The 13,605-nt window shown below is 63.3% G+C and carries 18 protein-coding genes; 11 read left to right on the forward strand and 7 right to left on the reverse strand.

Annotation, left to right across the window (positions count from 1 at the left end; all coding sequences use genetic code 11):
* Positions 1-4: 4 nt before the first annotated feature.
* The 4 genes from gcvPB (at position 5) to C0V82_RS09450 (ending at position 4,378) form a co-directional block, all read left to right on the forward strand.
* Positions 5-1,579 carry an aminomethyl-transferring glycine dehydrogenase subunit GcvPB gene (gcvPB, locus tag C0V82_RS09435; protein ID WP_245924219.1) on the forward strand — a complete coding sequence of 525 codons (1,575 nt, stop codon included), beginning with the start codon at positions 5-7 and terminating at the stop codon, positions 1,577-1,579.
* 161 nt (positions 1,580-1,740) lie between these two features.
* The gene (locus tag C0V82_RS09440) at positions 1,741-2,550 is read left to right on the forward strand and encodes a substrate-binding periplasmic protein (RefSeq protein WP_158659832.1); all 810 of its coding nucleotides are present in this window, start codon (positions 1,741-1,743) and stop codon (positions 2,548-2,550) included.
* 90 nt (positions 2,551-2,640) lie between these two features.
* A complete protein-coding gene (locus C0V82_RS09445) occupies positions 2,641-3,207 on the forward strand; it encodes a class I SAM-dependent methyltransferase (protein ID WP_102112122.1) in 567 nt (188 codons plus the stop codon).
* Between the two features lie 13 nt (positions 3,208-3,220).
* Positions 3,221-4,378, forward strand: coding sequence for an aminotransferase (locus C0V82_RS09450; protein WP_102112123.1), 1,158 nt, complete (start codon positions 3,221-3,223; stop codon positions 4,376-4,378).
* Positions 4,379-4,387: 9 nt separating this feature from the next.
* Here the strand turns inward: C0V82_RS09450 and C0V82_RS09455 are convergent, their stop codons facing one another.
* From C0V82_RS09455 to C0V82_RS09470, 4 genes are read right to left on the reverse strand one after another with little or no spacing between them, the layout of a single operon-like run.
* Positions 4,388-5,002, reverse strand: coding sequence for a histidine phosphatase family protein (locus C0V82_RS09455; protein WP_102112124.1), 615 nt, complete (start codon positions 5,000-5,002; stop codon positions 4,388-4,390).
* 5 nt (positions 5,003-5,007) lie between these two features.
* A complete protein-coding gene (gene hemF, locus C0V82_RS09460) occupies positions 5,008-5,907 on the reverse strand; it encodes an oxygen-dependent coproporphyrinogen oxidase (protein WP_102112125.1) in 900 nt (299 codons plus the stop codon).
* 38 nt (positions 5,908-5,945) lie between these two features.
* Positions 5,946-6,431: a tRNA (cytidine(34)-2'-O)-methyltransferase gene (locus C0V82_RS09465; RefSeq protein ID WP_102112126.1), complete on the reverse strand. Its 486-nt coding sequence runs from the start codon at positions 6,429-6,431 to the stop codon at positions 5,946-5,948.
* A 9-nt stretch (positions 6,432-6,440) separates the two neighbouring features.
* Positions 6,441-6,683, reverse strand: coding sequence for a hypothetical protein (locus tag C0V82_RS09470; RefSeq protein WP_102112127.1), 243 nt, complete (start codon positions 6,681-6,683; stop codon positions 6,441-6,443).
* A 255-nt stretch (positions 6,684-6,938) separates the two neighbouring features.
* Here C0V82_RS09470 and rpmB point away from each other — a divergent pair, with 255 nt between their 5' ends.
* The 7 genes from rpmB (at position 6,939) to C0V82_RS09505 (ending at position 11,288) form a co-directional block, all read left to right on the forward strand.
* Positions 6,939-7,235, forward strand: coding sequence for a 50S ribosomal protein L28 (rpmB, locus tag C0V82_RS09475; protein WP_054166970.1), 297 nt, complete (start codon positions 6,939-6,941; stop codon positions 7,233-7,235).
* A gap of 134 nt (positions 7,236-7,369) precedes the next feature.
* Positions 7,370-8,152, forward strand: coding sequence for a queuosine precursor transporter (locus C0V82_RS09480; protein WP_102112128.1), 783 nt, complete (start codon positions 7,370-7,372; stop codon positions 8,150-8,152).
* A 35-nt stretch (positions 8,153-8,187) separates the two neighbouring features.
* Positions 8,188-8,358, forward strand: coding sequence for a hypothetical protein (locus tag C0V82_RS26840; RefSeq protein WP_158659833.1), 171 nt, complete (start codon positions 8,188-8,190; stop codon positions 8,356-8,358).
* A gap of 210 nt (positions 8,359-8,568) precedes the next feature.
* Complete coding sequence (locus C0V82_RS09490) at positions 8,569-8,778, forward strand: addiction module protein (protein WP_102112129.1); 210 nt, start codon at positions 8,569-8,571, stop codon at positions 8,776-8,778.
* Positions 8,778-9,065, forward strand: coding sequence for a type II toxin-antitoxin system RelE/ParE family toxin (locus C0V82_RS09495; protein WP_102112130.1), 288 nt, complete (start codon positions 8,778-8,780; stop codon positions 9,063-9,065). The genes C0V82_RS09490 and C0V82_RS09495 overlap by 1 nt, the downstream gene beginning before the upstream one ends.
* Positions 9,066-9,177: 112 nt before the next feature.
* On the forward strand, positions 9,178-10,395 hold the full coding sequence (gene tgt, locus C0V82_RS09500; RefSeq protein WP_102112131.1) for a tRNA guanosine(34) transglycosylase Tgt: 1,218 nt from the start codon (positions 9,178-9,180) through the stop codon (positions 10,393-10,395).
* The gene (locus C0V82_RS09505; protein WP_102112132.1) at positions 10,392-11,288 is read left to right on the forward strand and encodes a diguanylate cyclase; all 897 of its coding nucleotides are present in this window, start codon (positions 10,392-10,394) and stop codon (positions 11,286-11,288) included. Before tgt ends, C0V82_RS09505 begins: the two co-directional genes overlap by 4 nt.
* Before the next feature lie 152 nt (positions 11,289-11,440).
* Here C0V82_RS09505 and C0V82_RS09510 read toward each other — a convergent pair whose 3' ends face one another.
* From C0V82_RS09510 to C0V82_RS09520, 3 genes are all read right to left on the reverse strand, one after another.
* Positions 11,441-12,019: a hypothetical protein gene (locus C0V82_RS09510; protein WP_102112133.1), complete on the reverse strand. Its 579-nt coding sequence runs from the start codon at positions 12,017-12,019 to the stop codon at positions 11,441-11,443.
* Between the two features lie 132 nt (positions 12,020-12,151).
* Positions 12,152-12,580 (reverse strand): flagellar basal body rod protein FlgC, encoded by a 429-nt coding sequence (locus C0V82_RS09515; protein WP_102112134.1) that lies wholly within the window; start codon positions 12,578-12,580, stop codon positions 12,152-12,154.
* A gap of 165 nt (positions 12,581-12,745) precedes the next feature.
* Entirely contained in the window at positions 12,746-13,465 is a 720-nt protein-coding gene (locus C0V82_RS09520) for a TorF family putative porin (protein ID WP_102112135.1), read from the reverse strand.
* Positions 13,466-13,605 lie beyond the last annotated feature (140 nt).

Here is a 13,605-nt window from a genome sequence, read left to right on the forward strand (position 1 = left end):
GGCCATGAACAGCCAGGGTCGCGACAGCACCCCCCATTCCGTGTCGGTTACCGGCGACGTGGTCACCTTTACCGGCAACAAGGCGCTGCAGCAGGAAGAGGCGCTGATCTTCGAACTGGACAATCCGGGTGCCGTGGGCGTCGACCTGCCGGAACCGGTGACCACCAAGACCCGCCTGGGTGGCCTGTCCCCCCGCCCCGGCGTCGGCCTGCCGCAGTTGGCCGAGCCCGATGTGGTGCGTCATTACACGCGCCTGAGCCAAAAGAACTTTGCCATCGACACGACCATGTACCCGCTGGGTTCGTGCACGATGAAGCATAACCCGCGCCTGAACGAGAAGATGGCCCGTCTGCCGGGCTTCGGCGACATCCACCCGATGCAGCCGGTTGAAACGGTTCAAGGTGCGCTGGAACTGATCGATCAGCTGGCCTACTGGCTAAAGACGCTGACCGGGATGCCGGCAGTCGCCATGTCGCCGGGGGCCGGTGCCCATGGCGAACTGTGCGGTCTGATGGCCATCCATGCAGCATTGGATGCGCGCGGTGAAAGCCATCGCCGCCGCGTGCTGGTGCCCGAGTCGGCCCATGGCACTAACCCGGCCACGGCTGCCTTCTGCGGCTTCACCGTGGACACGATCCCGGCGGAAGAAAATGGCCGCGTCAGTGTCGAGGCGGTGAAGGCCAAGCTGGGCGACGATGTCGCCTGCATCATGCTGACCAATCCCAATACCTGCGGCCTGTTCGAACCGCAGATCAAGGAAATCGCCGACGCGGTGCATGCAGCCGGCGGCTATTTCTACTGCGACGGGGCGAATTACAACGCCATCGTCGGACGCGTGCGCCCCGCCGATCTGGGCGTGGACGCCATGCATATCAACCTGCACAAGACCTTCTCCACCCCCCATGGCGGTGGTGGTCCGGGTTCCGGCCCGGTGGTCCTGTCCGAGGCCCTGGCCCCCTTTGCACCCCTGCCCTTCGTTGTGCATGGCAAGGACGGGTTCGACCTGATCGAACATGCCAAGGATGCCGGGAAGGCACAGCCATTTGGCCGCCTGAAGGGCTTCCACGGCCAGATGGGCATGTTCGTGCGCGCGCTTGCCTACATGCTGTCCCACGGGGCCGATGGGCTGCGTCAGGTGGCATCTGATGCCGTCCTGAACGCCAACTATGTGCTGGCCAGCCTGAAGGATGTCATGTCGGCCTCGTTCGAAGGTCCGTGCATGCATGAGGCGCTGTTCGATGATCGCTTCCTAAAGGGCACCGGCGTCACGCCGCTGGACTTCGCCAAGGCGATGATCGACGAGGGCTACCACCCGATGACCATGTATTTCCCCCTGGTCGTCCATGGTGCCCTGCTGATCGAGCCGACGGAGACGGAGAGCAAGCGGACGCTGGATCAGTTCATCGGGACCATGCGGCACCTGGCGCAAAAGGCCATTGCCGGCGATCTGGCCCATTTCCAGGCCGCCCCCCGCCTGACCCCGCGCAAGCGGCTGGACGAAACCCAGGCGGCCCGCAAGCCGGTGCTGCGCTGGGTGAAGCCCGCGCCGCAGGCTGTGGTGGCGCAGGCGGCCGAGTAATCCTGTTGCGTGCAACGGCCGCTGGTCCCCTTAAAGGGAATCCAGCGGCCGTTTTCGCGTCACCTTTATTTCATACCCATGAAGTCATCGCGTGATTTAGGGCACGGAGCAGCGTATATTCTGCCTCCATGCGCTTTCCCTTTAAGCACCTTGTGCACCCCTTGCCGGTCCTTACCGCGCTCCTGGCTCTTTTGGCCGGGACGTTTGATGCGCGCGCGCGTGACCTGACACCGGCGGAGCGGGAACGCCCCATCATCATCGCGTCCGACCCCTGGTGCCCTTATGCCTGCGATCCCGATGCGGATGGGCGGGAGGGCTATATGGTCGACCTGACTCGTGAGATATTTGAAGGGCTTGGCTTCAAGGTCGAGTATCGCGTCGTCAATTTCGCGATGATGAAGCGCATGGCCAAGGATGGCACGGCCACCGCCCTTCCCGGCATGGCATCGGACATGGATGGTGCCGTGCGGCTGCCGGCATTGGCGCAGGGCAATTCCGCCAACGCCGTCGTCATGGCCCGCACGCAGAGCTTCACTTTCACCAAGCCAGAGGATTTTGAGCAGTTCCGCTTGGGCGTGATCAAGGATTACGATTATGGCGGTACCTTACAGGAGTATGTTGATAAGAATATCCAGAACTCGGACCGAATTGTCGTTTTGAGCGGATTTGGCTATTCGCATCTGGTGCAGGGGTTGCGCATGCTGACAGCGGGGCGCATCGATATGCTGCTGGATGATCACAACGTCCTGCGCTGGCAGGTGCGGCGCATGGGGATACAGCAGCAGGTCCTGACCCAGTCACTGAAGGATGATGCCGACCTGTTTGTCGGCTTCTCGCTGAGTGACCCGCGTTCCGTCGAACTGGCCCGCATCATGGCGGAAGGGACGCGCCGCCTGCGGGAGAATGGCCGGCTGTCGGCCATCATGCGCAATTACGGGCTGGAGGAGCAGGCGGCCCTGCTCAACAACTGACCGGCACCGATTTTCATCGCCAAAAGCCCCTTTCATTCTCTACCTTTGCCCCATCCGGATAGGCGGTTGTGTGGAAAGGGTGCAGTGGCGATGACAGATGAATTGCCCGTGGTGCTGCATGTTGGATGCGGCGTCGCCGACCCTGCCAAACTGCCGGCACAGTTCTTCACGCCGGGGGAATGGCGTGAGTTGCGCTATGACATCGACCCCGATGTGGCGCCCGACATTGTCGGTAGTATCACCGATATGAGTGGCATTGCGTCAGCATCGGTGGATGCGGTCTGGTCCTCCCATAATGTTGAACACCTCTATCCCCATGAGGTGCCGGTAGCGCTGTCAGAGTTCCGACGTGTGCTGAAGCCCGGTGCTTTCGCCCTGATCACCCTGCCCGACCTGCAGCAGGTGGCCGAACTGGTGGCCCAGGGCCAAATGGAGGAACCGGCCTATCTGTCGCCCGCCGGTCCCATCGCCCCCATCGACATGATCTTCGGCTGGCGCCTGCCCATGGCACAGGGGAACCTGTATATGGCGCACCGTACCGGGTTCGTGCAGAACAGTCTGAAGAAGGCGATGGATGAGGCCGGTTTTGTCGGCACCCAGGTGATCCGCGACGGGCAGTTCGCGCTCTGGGCCAAGGGCTATGCCCCTCTCCACTGACACGGATGACGTGATGAAGCCCGGCAACAGCACCTTTTCCGCCCTTGGCACCACAATCTTCGAGGTGATGTCGCGGCTGGCCGATCAGCATAAGGCCATCAATCTAGGCCAGGGCTTTCCCGACGGTAATGGCCCGCCCGATATTGTGGAGGCCGCCGCCAGCTATCTGACCAGCGGCTGGAACCAGTATCCGCCCATGCCCGGCCTGCCGGCCCTGCGCCAGGCGCTGGCCGCCCATAATGCCCGTTTCTATGGTCTGGCGGTCGATTGGCCGACCGAGACGCTGGTGACCAGCGGGGCAACGGAAGCGCTGGCCGCCTGCCTGTTCGGCCTGCTGGAGCCGGGCGACGAGGTGGTTTTATTCCAGCCGCTCTATGACAGCTACGCCCCCATCATCCGCCGGGCCGGGGCCATTCCGCGATTCGTCACCATGAAGGCGCCGGGCTGGACCTTCACCGAGGCTGATCTGGAAGCCGCGTTCAGTGACAAGACCAAACTGGTCCTGATCAACAATCCGCAGAACCCGGCGGGCAAGGTCTGGACCTTAGACGAACTGGCCCTGCTGTCCCGCCATGTTATCCGCCATGACGCCATGGCCCTTTGTGATGAGGTGTATGAGCATCTGGTGTTTGACGGGCGGCAGCATATCCCGCTGATGACCCTGGCCGGCATGCGTGACCGCACGTTGCGCATCGGGTCGGCGGGCAAGACCTTTTCCCTGACCGGGTGGAAGGTCGGTTATGTCACGGGTCCCGCCCCGTTGCTGGCGCCTGTCATCAAGGCGCACCAGTTCCTGACCTTCACGACCCCGCCAAACCTTCAGCATGCGGTGGCACTGGGCCTGAACAAGGATGACGCCTATTTCATAGGGCTGGCCGATGATATGGCACGGCGGCGTGATTTGCTGTCGGCGGGGTTGCGGGCGGCAGGTCTGGTCGTGCTGCCCTGTGCGGGGACCTATTTCCTGACCGTCGATCTGGCGGCCAGCGGCATCGCCATGGATGACCGGGCCTTCTGTCAGCATCTGACGGAAAAGGTCGGCGTGGCCGCCATCCCGATCAGCGCTTTTTTCGAGGTGGACGCTCCCACCCACCTTGTCCGCTTCTGCTTCTGCAAGCGGGACGAGGTGCTGGAGGAGGCCATCCGGCGGTTGGGAACTGGGATCGCCTGATCCTCGGCCTTACGCCAGTTCCTCCACCCCATCGCGCGACAGGCGGAAAACCCGGTCCTGCGGCACAGGCAGGCGGCAGGCAGTGTCCTGATCCTGACCGGCATAATGGGCGCGCAGGATGCGGCCGCTCATCCCATGCGAAATTGCTATGGTGGGGCGGTCGACCTCGGTGACGAAGCCCAGCAGCCGCTCACGCACGCCCTCATACCGTTCCCCATTGGGGGCGTGGAACTGCCAGCCATGGGGGCCATGATCGGCCAGCCAGGGGTTGGCCGACTCAATCTCTGCCCGTGTCATGCCTTCCCAGTCACCGAATGACACTTCGGCAAGGCGCGCGTCCAGCGTGACGGGCAGGTCCAGATGGCGGTTTATGATGCGCGTCGTCTCCTGTGTACGGCCCAACGGGCTGGACACCAGCCGCACCGTATCGCGCCAGTGGGGGATATCCGCCATCAACCGCTTCAGGATGGCACCAACCTGATCGGCCTGGGCGCGGCCCCGTTCCGTCAGGTCGCTGTCCATCTGCCCCTGGCAGCGGGCGGCGACATTCCAATGCGTCTGCCCATGCCGGACCAGCAGGATCGGATGTCCAGCGATAACCCTTTGTTCAAGCATCATGTCCATGGGGTTTACGGCCACTTCACTTCCGGCGGCATGGACATCAGAATGGCCTCGATATTGCCGCCGGTTTTCAGCCCGAACAGCGTGCCGCGGTCATGCAGCAGGTTGAATTCGACATAGCGGCCCCGGCGGATCAACTGATGATCACGCTGTGCTTCGTTCCATTCTTGGTGCATGCGCCGCGCCACGATGCGGGGATAGACTTCCAGGAAGGCCTTGCCCACGGCGCGGGTGAAGGCAAAGTCATCCGCCCAATCGCCGGTATCGAGCTGATCATAGAAGATGCCGCCTACACCGCGCGGCTCGTTCCGGTGCGGCAGGAAGAAGTAGCGGTCGCACCATTCCTTATACTTGGCATAGTAATCATCGCCATGCGCATCGCACGCCCCCTTCAGGGCGGCGTGGAAATCGGCCTTGTCCTCTTCGGTCTGAACACCCTCCAGGAACATGGGCGTCAGGTCGGCACCGCCGCCGAACCAGTTCTGGCTGGTTACCAGCATACGCGTATTCATATGCACCGCCGGCACCAGCGGGCTTTGCATATGAGCCACCAGAGAGATCCCGCTTGCCCAGAAACGCCCGTCGCCGCCGGCACCAGGGATGGAGGCGCGAAACTCAGGCGAGAAGGTGCCGTGGACAGTGGAGACGTTCACCCCCACCTTCTCAAACACGCGGCCCTTCATCACGCTCATCACGCCGCCGCCACCTTCGCCGCCATCATGGTTGGGACGGTCCCATTCCTTGCGCTCGAATCGCCCGGCGGGCAGGCCGGCATGCGGGCCGCTGGCCAGTTCATCCTCCAGCCGTTCGAACGCGGCACAGATCTGGTCACGCAGGCTTTCAAACCAGGCTTTCGCCTGGGCTTGACGGTCGGCCAGGATGTCGGGCGGCGGCAGCGGTGTCGGCATGGGCGGGTCCGGGGGACAGAGGCACGGGTCTTAACGGTTTAACCCTTCCCGTCCCCGCTGGAAATGATTGTTTGACGCTCCGGAGTGTCAACCTGCCTTAACACTTCACCCAATACCATGGAAGCCGCGATGGCGACGTTGAGCGAACGTGTGCCCGGCCGCATGGGGATCAGCACACGCAGGTCGGCAGCATCATGCACATCATCGGGCACGCCCGCACTTTCCCGGCCCAGCAGCAGGATATCGTCCGGCTGATACGTCACCTGGGTGTACGGCACGGCGGCCCGCGTGGTCAGCAGGACCAGACGTCCGCGCCGCTGGGCCTGAAACGCGGCCCAACTGACATGGCGGGTGACGTCGGCATGGTCGGCATAATCCATGACAGAGCGCCTCATGCGCTTGTCATCCAGGATGAAGCCGCAGGGTTCGATAATGTCCAGCCCGACGCCGGTACAGGCGCCCAGACGCATCAGGGTGCCGGCATTCTGCGGAATGTCGGGCTGGTAAAGGGCAAGGCGTGGCAAGATGGTGGCTTAGGTCAGCACGTCCAGATACATGCCCCGGCGATACCGGGCCGGCAGGCGCAGCATGCCATCCACGATCAACGCCGCCAGTTCCTTGGCATTGGGCCAGCGGTTGCCGGGCCGTCCCATGGGAATGGGCCGCCCGCCGGGGCCGGAGATGGGCAGGACGCCACGCCGCCCGCCACCCTCAACAACGCTGCCACCCAGGCCCGTGGGGCCGGCGGAAGAGGGGTTCATGCGTGTATCGACCATGGGATGGCGTCCAGGCTGGAAAAGACCGCACTCATCCTATAAGGAAAGGGCACGGCGCGAAAGGGGGCACCGCCGCTGCCGCATGGCGGAAATGCTACTCTCCGCCCCCGCCCTTGGGCTTGACTCTGCTCCCCCCCTCGTTTATCAACGCGGCTTCGTTGGTTGGGGGAGACCCTGACCGGCAAGGTCTTTTTCGTCTTAGGTGCGCCCCGGTTCTGGTTCCGTGGCCGCCAGCAGCAAGAGAATAGGTGTTCCATGTCCCGCAAGTGCGCCGTGACCGGCAAGGGTGTGCAGACCGGCAATAACGTCTCCCACGCCAACAACAAGTCCCGCCGGCGCTTCCTGCCGAACCTGCAGGAAACCTCGCTGATGTCCGACGCGTTGGGCCGCATGGTCCGCCTGCGCCTGTCGACCAACGGCATCCGCACCATCGAACACAAGGGTGGCCTGGACGCCGCTCTGCTGGATATCGCTGACGCCAAGCTGGACGTGGATGCCCGCAAGGTGAAGAAGCAGATCCAGAAGGTCCTGGCCGCCAAGACCGCCGCCTGATCGGCGTCTGTCGGTTCCAGTATCGCTGCTGACGGTATCGTCGGCCCCGCGAGACACCCGTTCGGGTCGTTTCGCGGGGCCGCTGCCGTTTGTGGTTCTGTGCTTTCTTCCGCCCGCCTTTCGGGACCGTCTCCATGTCGCTGTCACCCGCCGATCTGATCGCCTTTCTGAACGCCGTGCCGCCAGAGGCGCTGCTGCTGTGCCAGGCCCTGTTCTGCTTCGGCACGATCCTGGTGATGGTGCGGCTGTTCGGGGCACCGGGACTTTATCTCTACATCGCCACCGCCGTGATCGCGGCGAATGTGGAGGTGTTGAAGGCGGTGCAGTTCGGTTTCTATGACCATCCGGTGGCCATGGGCACCGTCCTGTTCGGCTCCACCTATCTGGCCACCGACATCCTGACCGAACATTACGGGCGCGATGCGGCGCGCAAGGCCGTGTTTCTGTCCTTTGCGGCCTATCTTCTGTTCACCCTGTTCATGGTCATCACCTTGGGCTACCGCCCCATGACGGCAGAACAGGCGGGTGCCGACATGGCATGGGCCCTGCCCATGCAGGACCATATCGCCGCCATCTTCACCCCCGCCCCCGCCCTGTTCGCGGCGGGCATGACGGCCTATCTGACCAGCCAACTGTTCGACGTTTGGGTTTATCAGCGCATCCGCGGTGCCACCGGCGATCGCCATCTCTGGCTGCGCAACAATGGCAGCACCATGCTGTCATCCCTGGTCGATAACGTGATCTTCTCCGTCCTGGCCTGGGTCGTCTTCGCGCCCGATCCAGTCGGTTGGGAGGCGCTGCTCTACACCTATATCCTGGGCACCTATGGCATGCGGGTGGCGCTGTCGATCCTGGACACGCCCTTCATGTACCTGTCGCGGCGCATGGTGCGGCGGGTGGATGGGGTGGTGGTGTGATTGAGCAGCCTGCCGATTGCGGTTAACATCACCCAATGGACACGATCCTTTCCGCCACGCCGGAGCCGGTGACCGCCGAACAGCTCCGCGCCGCCTGCAAGGCGGTGGGCGGAACGGCCAAGGTGTCAACGGACATTGTGAAACGGACCCTTCGGGCGCTTGAACAGGCAGGTGCCATGTTTATTGCGGGCGGGGTGCAGCGTTAGGCGATCAAGGTTATCGGCCTTTTCGGCAATCAGAACACCGTTTGCCGGCCAATCACGCCAAAATGGCGAACAACAGTGGAATATCTGAAATCCCGATTTACCGTGGCGGACGACTAGCCACCTACAGGGAAGTTGCGAGAACAACCACTTCCCAAGAGGGGCAAAAGCCGCCATTTTCTTCTGGACGGCTTGCAGCGAAGGACAAGACCCATGTCCCTGATCGACATGAAGCAGCTTTCCGCCCAGCAAAAGCTCGACCTGATCGCCGAGCTGTGTGACAGCCTGGACGCAGCGGACGTTCCGCTTTCGCCGGCTTGGAAGGCAGAGTTGGAGCGACGGAACGCCGATTTTGAAGAGATGCGCGGTCAGGCGGAACCGTGGGAGCAGGTGCTAACCGCACTCCAGGCCGACCGCCACTGATGGTACGCGTCCTGGTACTGCCACAGGCGCGGGCAGAAATGGATGCGGCCCGACGCTGGTATGATCAGCAGGTGGAGGGGCTGGGAACGCTTTTCCTCACGGAAGTCGATAAACTGATCCTCCGTCTTGCTGAAAATCCCCGGGCGTTCCCGCTTAGTCATGCGGGATTGCGGCGCGCGCTGCTTCGGCGCTTCCCCTACGCCCTTTTCTTTCGGATCGAACCGGACGCCGTCTATATTCTGGCCTGTGCCCATAACCACCGCGACCCGGCTACGTGGCCGCGCTGATGGCCCTCGCCCCTTCCTGCCTGCTATTCGCGGGCAGCCCCTGTACAAGTGCGGTTGACTCCCCCATACCCAGGGGCTTGATCTTCAGCGATACCCTACGGTTATTCACACCATGGCCATCTCCTACCCCGGTTTTTCCTTCGACATCACGCACCGTGACCCGGCGGGCAGCAAGGCGCGCATTGGCACGCTGTCCACGCCGCATGGTGCCATCCAGACGCCGAATTTCATTTTCTGCGGTACCAAGGCGGCCATCAAGGGGCTGACGACGGAGCAGATGCGCGACGAGAAGACCGACATCATCCTGGCCAATACCTATCATCTGATGATCCAGCCGGGCGCCGATCTGGTGGCCAAGCTGGGTGGGCTTCATAAGATGATGAACTGGCATGGGCCGATGCTGACCGACAGTGGCGGGTATCAGATTTTTGCCATGGGCCATGGGTCGGTGGCGGATGAGGTGAAGGGGCGGCGGACCACGACGCGCGAGAAGACCCTGTTGAAGATCACCGAGGAGGGGGCGACCTTCCGCTCCTATACCAACGGGGAAAAGCTGTTCCTGACGCCGGAAAAGTCGATTGATATTCAGCGCAAGCTGGGCCCCGATTTCGTGGTGCAGCTGGATGAATGCACGCCCTTCCATGTGGACCGGAAATATACCGCCCGGTCGATGAAGATGTCCCACCGCTGGGGCGACCGGTCGCTGACCGCGTTCAAGGAATTTGGCGGCATCTCGGCCAACGGCCTGCCCCAGGCCATGTATGGCATTGTCCAGGGCGGGGTCTATCCGGACCTGCGCAAGGAGAGTGCGGAGATCGTCGCGAACCAGGATTTCTTTGCCACCGCCGTCGGCGGCTGTCTGGGGGCCACGCGCGAACAGATGCATGATGTGGTGGGCATGGCCATGGCGCATGTTCACCCCACCCGGCCTGTCCATCTTCTGGGCATTGGCGGCATTGTCGATATTTTTGAGGGCGTGGCGCTCGGCATCGACACGTTCGACTGTGTCAGTCCGACGCGAATCGCCCGCCATGGCTGGGCCCTGGCACCGGGCGTGAAGGGCGAGCGGTTGAACATGCGCAATGCGCGGTTCAAGGATGATGACACCCCCATCGATGCCGAATGCGGCTGTTACGCCTGCCGCACGGCCAGCCGTGGCTATATCCACCACCTGCTGAAGGCGGAGGAGATGCTGGGCATGCAGCTGCTGACCATGCACAATGTCCACACCATGAACCGACTGATGCGTGATATCCGTGCGGCCATCATCACCGGCACCCTGGCCGAGGCGCGGCGCAAATGGGTGTGGCAGGCGGGGGACAGTGAATGACCCCGCCTGCCAGCGGCAGCAGCGCATCCGCCATCGTCGCCGGCCTGTCCGGCGTGGTGGATGAACATCTGCGCTGGCTGACGCAATGGCACAAGGCGGCCCTGTTCACCCGCGACAGCGGCCTGACGGGACCGGACGCAGCACCGGAGCCCAAGGGCTTCGCCGCCTGGGTGGCGCGGGTGAAGCGCGGCAGCGTGGCCCATCAACCGGCCTTTGACCGGCTGGTGCAACTGCATGATCAGTTACACCGCATGGGCCGCCTGACCCTGATGCGCGCGGCAGAGGGGGATGCGCCCGATTACGCCACCTATAAGGCTGTGCTGGAGAAGTTTGATGAGTTCATTCAGCAATGCCGGCGCATCGAACGCGCCCTCTCTGTCGCTGGCAGCGGCATCGACCCGCTAACGGGCCTGCGCAACCGCACCGGTCTGGCCGATGAGGTATCACGCGAGTTGGCACGCTTTGCCCGCACCGGGCAGCCCTTCTGCGTGGCGCTGTGCGATCTGGACAAGTTTAAATCGGTCAACGACACCTACGGGCATGAGGCGGGCGACCGCGTGCTGGTGGCTGCTGCCGGCTGCCTGACGCGTGGTATCCGGGCGATTGACGAGGCCTTCCGCATGGGGGGCGAGGAAATCCTGATCCTGCTGAAGGAAACCCATCTGGCCGAGGCACTGCTGGTGCTGGAACGACTGCGCGCCGATCTGGCTGACACGCCGGTACAGCTGGCCGATGGGCAGGTACTGCACGTCACGGCCAGCTTTGGTGCCGCAGAGGTGACGGGGGAGATCAGCGTCGACGCCCTGGTCGACCGGGCCGATCAGGCGCTGTATGCCGCCAAACATGGTGGGCGCAACCGGGTGGAGGCGTGGCGCGAACCGGCCACGCCCTGAGGCCCTTATACCAGTTCCCGGTGACCGCAACCGATCACCGGGCCTCAGTCGCCGGCGCCCACATCCGTGGGCTTGGCTACGCGCCACGTGGCGCGCGGCGGCAGTCGCCGCCGAACCAGATCCCGGTGAGTTCAAATCACCGGGATCTGGTATTACTGCAACACGATCACCGGGAACATGTTCGCGCGGATGGACTTGTCCAGTTCCACATCCAGGTCGCCGGCAAGATCGCGGACCAGATCGGTCATGGTCTTTTCCCGCTGCGCCAGGGTCACATCCTCGGCCACGGTCGTGGAGCGGGCGACGGCACCAGACACGCTGCCGGTGAAGCCGCGCGAGGTGCCCTCGACCACGATATCGACCTGCAATTTGCCTTCATATTTCTGCGACTGGTCCTTGGTGAACCAACCCTTGATGCCCTTAGTTCGCTCCAGATCAATCTCCTTGACCGAGGCGTCCTTGATGATGACGCGGGCCTTGCCCTGCGGCCCACCGGCCTTCAGACGGGTGGAGGCCCAGAGGCGAACCGCATCCGACGGGGTCAGCGGCAATTGATGGTCGATATTGGGCGGGGCCATGGGGGCCGCATAGGCGCTTTCCACCTCAATGCTGGCCACATCCAGCACGATCGGCTCCCGCCCCGAGAAATCCACGATGGATTGGGCGGCAACAGGCATGGCGGACAGCAGCGGGGCGGCCAGGGCGAGCGTCAGCAGCGAACGGCGCAGCATGGTGGGGTCCTGTTTTTGGTTTCAGACGGCGCGAAAAGACAGCATGCCTGTGCGCCATGGCGGTTTCATGGCGCGCATCCTGCCTTTGTGTTGGGCAGCGGGCAAGTGTGCAGCGCCGAAGGTGGGGGCGGATCAGGCCAGCGCGTCGATGGCGCTGCGTTCCAGCTCATCCTGGGCGCGGATGGTGGCCAAATTAGCCTGGAAGGCGCGGAGCGAGGAAATCTGGTCAACCCGTTCCGTTACTGGATCGACATTGGGAGCAGCCACCAGCCCCTGCTCGTTCGCATCCGTGCTGTCGGGTTGATATTCGGGGATATAGGCCGGTGTCGTGGGCCGGGCCACCACGCGCGTCCCCTGCCCCTGGCCATTGGGACCTGTCACCGCCGTCTGGCTGAGGTTTTGCGGCTGAAAGGCCTCGGTCTGGCCGGGTTGCACCGTACCGTCCGCCGCCGGGATGGCCCCCGTGCTGCGCTGGTTGGCGACGTTGTTGGCGCTGTTGGCGAGACGCTGCGTCTGGGCCAGCGCGCCGGACAGGGCCGTACCGATGCTGCTGATGGACATGATTGCACCTTTCTCCCACGCCCCAATCTTCGCGCCGAACGCCCTGGCGGGCAAGAGGGGGGAAAGCATAGGTTCCCCAAAAAGCAACGGCCGGCCCCCTTTGACAGGGACCGGCCGCACCTGGACCACTTGGGATTGATCAGGCGGGATAAGGCCCGCCCTTTATCAGAACGCGTAGGTCAGGGTCGCGACGAAACGGCCGTCGCCCAGCGGAGCGGCGCCCTTCACGTCGGTGTCGGTGTACTTCAGGTCCAGCACGAACGGCTCGAACTTCACGGCCACGCCGGCGGTGTAGTCCTGGTAGTCGGTGCCGTTGTCCAGCTCGTTGAAGCCGATGGCGCCATAGACGGACACGGTTTCGGTGACGGCGACCGAAGCCCCGCCGGCGAAGTACCAGGCGTCGCCACCGGCAGCACCGAAGAATTCCGGCGAGTAATAGGCCTTACCGGTCAGCGTGACCTTGTCGATGGCGTAGGCCAGATCCAGGCCAGCCTCGAAATAGTCGAACTCGGCGGAGCCGTCGGCACCCGGATAGGTGTAGTAGTAGCCGCCGACCGTGTAGGTCAGGTTATCGACGCTGTTGGTGTAACCGGCGATCAGGTCAACCTCGATATCGGCGTCGGAGCCCAGATCGACGTTCGAGCCCCAGGCGGACACGAAGAAGCCGCTCTCGTGGCTGGCGGTCAGGCCAGCCTGGAAAGCCGGGTCGCTGTCGGTCTGGCTGTAACCGCGGAACACATAGTCGCTGGTGATAGCGGCCGTGCCGGAGAAGGTGAACGGGGCGTCTTCAGCCTGCGCGGCAGCAGCGCCGCCCAGCATGGCGAGGGCGATCGCGGTGGAGGCGAGGAACTTGGAGAAACGCATGAACCACTCCTTATGAGGCATTTATGGTTGGGTCCCTGCCCCCTTCAGCAAATCTGATGCCAGAAGGAGGTGGGCGGTGATTTCACGCAGATTATGGGAGTTTCCAGCCGGATCGCCTAGAAGCAGTGCATGCTGCTGTGCAACATTACCCAGAGGTGTTG

The organism is Niveispirillum cyanobacteriorum (assembly GCF_002868735.1).
Classification (GTDB): domain Bacteria; phylum Pseudomonadota; class Alphaproteobacteria; order Azospirillales; family Azospirillaceae; genus Niveispirillum; species Niveispirillum cyanobacteriorum.

What these genes read in the sequence shown, in the direction of transcription:
- C0V82_RS26840 (WP_158659833.1), top strand. Translation starts at nt 8,188, where the DNA reads ATGGACACGATCCTTTCCGCCACGCCGGAGCCGGTGACCGCCGAACAG.
- hemF (WP_102112125.1), bottom strand. Translation starts at nt 5,907, where the DNA reads ATGCCGACACCGCTGCCGCCGCCCGACATCCTGGCCGACCGTCAAGCC.
- C0V82_RS09455 (WP_102112124.1), bottom strand. Translation starts at nt 5,002, where the DNA reads ATGGACATGATGCTTGAACAAAGGGTTATCGCTGGACATCCGATCCTG.
- C0V82_RS09445 (WP_102112122.1), top strand. Translation starts at nt 2,641, where the DNA reads ATGACAGATGAATTGCCCGTGGTGCTGCATGTTGGATGCGGCGTCGCC.
- C0V82_RS09480 (WP_102112128.1), top strand. Translation starts at nt 7,370, where the DNA reads ATGTCGCTGTCACCCGCCGATCTGATCGCCTTTCTGAACGCCGTGCCG.
- C0V82_RS09490 (WP_102112129.1), top strand. Translation starts at nt 8,569, where the DNA reads ATGTCCCTGATCGACATGAAGCAGCTTTCCGCCCAGCAAAAGCTCGAC.
- C0V82_RS09470 (WP_102112127.1), bottom strand. Translation starts at nt 6,683, where the DNA reads ATGGTCGATACACGCATGAACCCCTCTTCCGCCGGCCCCACGGGCCTG.
- tgt (WP_102112131.1), top strand. Translation starts at nt 9,178, where the DNA reads ATGGCCATCTCCTACCCCGGTTTTTCCTTCGACATCACGCACCGTGAC.
- C0V82_RS09450 (WP_102112123.1), top strand. Translation starts at nt 3,221, where the DNA reads ATGAAGCCCGGCAACAGCACCTTTTCCGCCCTTGGCACCACAATCTTC.
- C0V82_RS09510 (WP_102112133.1), bottom strand. Translation starts at nt 12,019, where the DNA reads ATGCTGCGCCGTTCGCTGCTGACGCTCGCCCTGGCCGCCCCGCTGCTG.
- C0V82_RS09520 (WP_102112135.1), bottom strand. Translation starts at nt 13,465, where the DNA reads ATGCCTCATAAGGAGTGGTTCATGCGTTTCTCCAAGTTCCTCGCCTCC.
- C0V82_RS09505 (WP_102112132.1), top strand. Translation starts at nt 10,392, where the DNA reads ATGACCCCGCCTGCCAGCGGCAGCAGCGCATCCGCCATCGTCGCCGGC.
- rpmB (WP_054166970.1), top strand. Translation starts at nt 6,939, where the DNA reads ATGTCCCGCAAGTGCGCCGTGACCGGCAAGGGTGTGCAGACCGGCAAT.
- gcvPB (WP_245924219.1), top strand. Translation starts at nt 5, where the DNA reads ATGAACAGCCAGGGTCGCGACAGCACCCCCCATTCCGTGTCGGTTACC.
- C0V82_RS09515 (WP_102112134.1), bottom strand. Translation starts at nt 12,580, where the DNA reads ATGTCCATCAGCAGCATCGGTACGGCCCTGTCCGGCGCGCTGGCCCAG.
- C0V82_RS09495 (WP_102112130.1), top strand. Translation starts at nt 8,778, where the DNA reads ATGGTACGCGTCCTGGTACTGCCACAGGCGCGGGCAGAAATGGATGCG.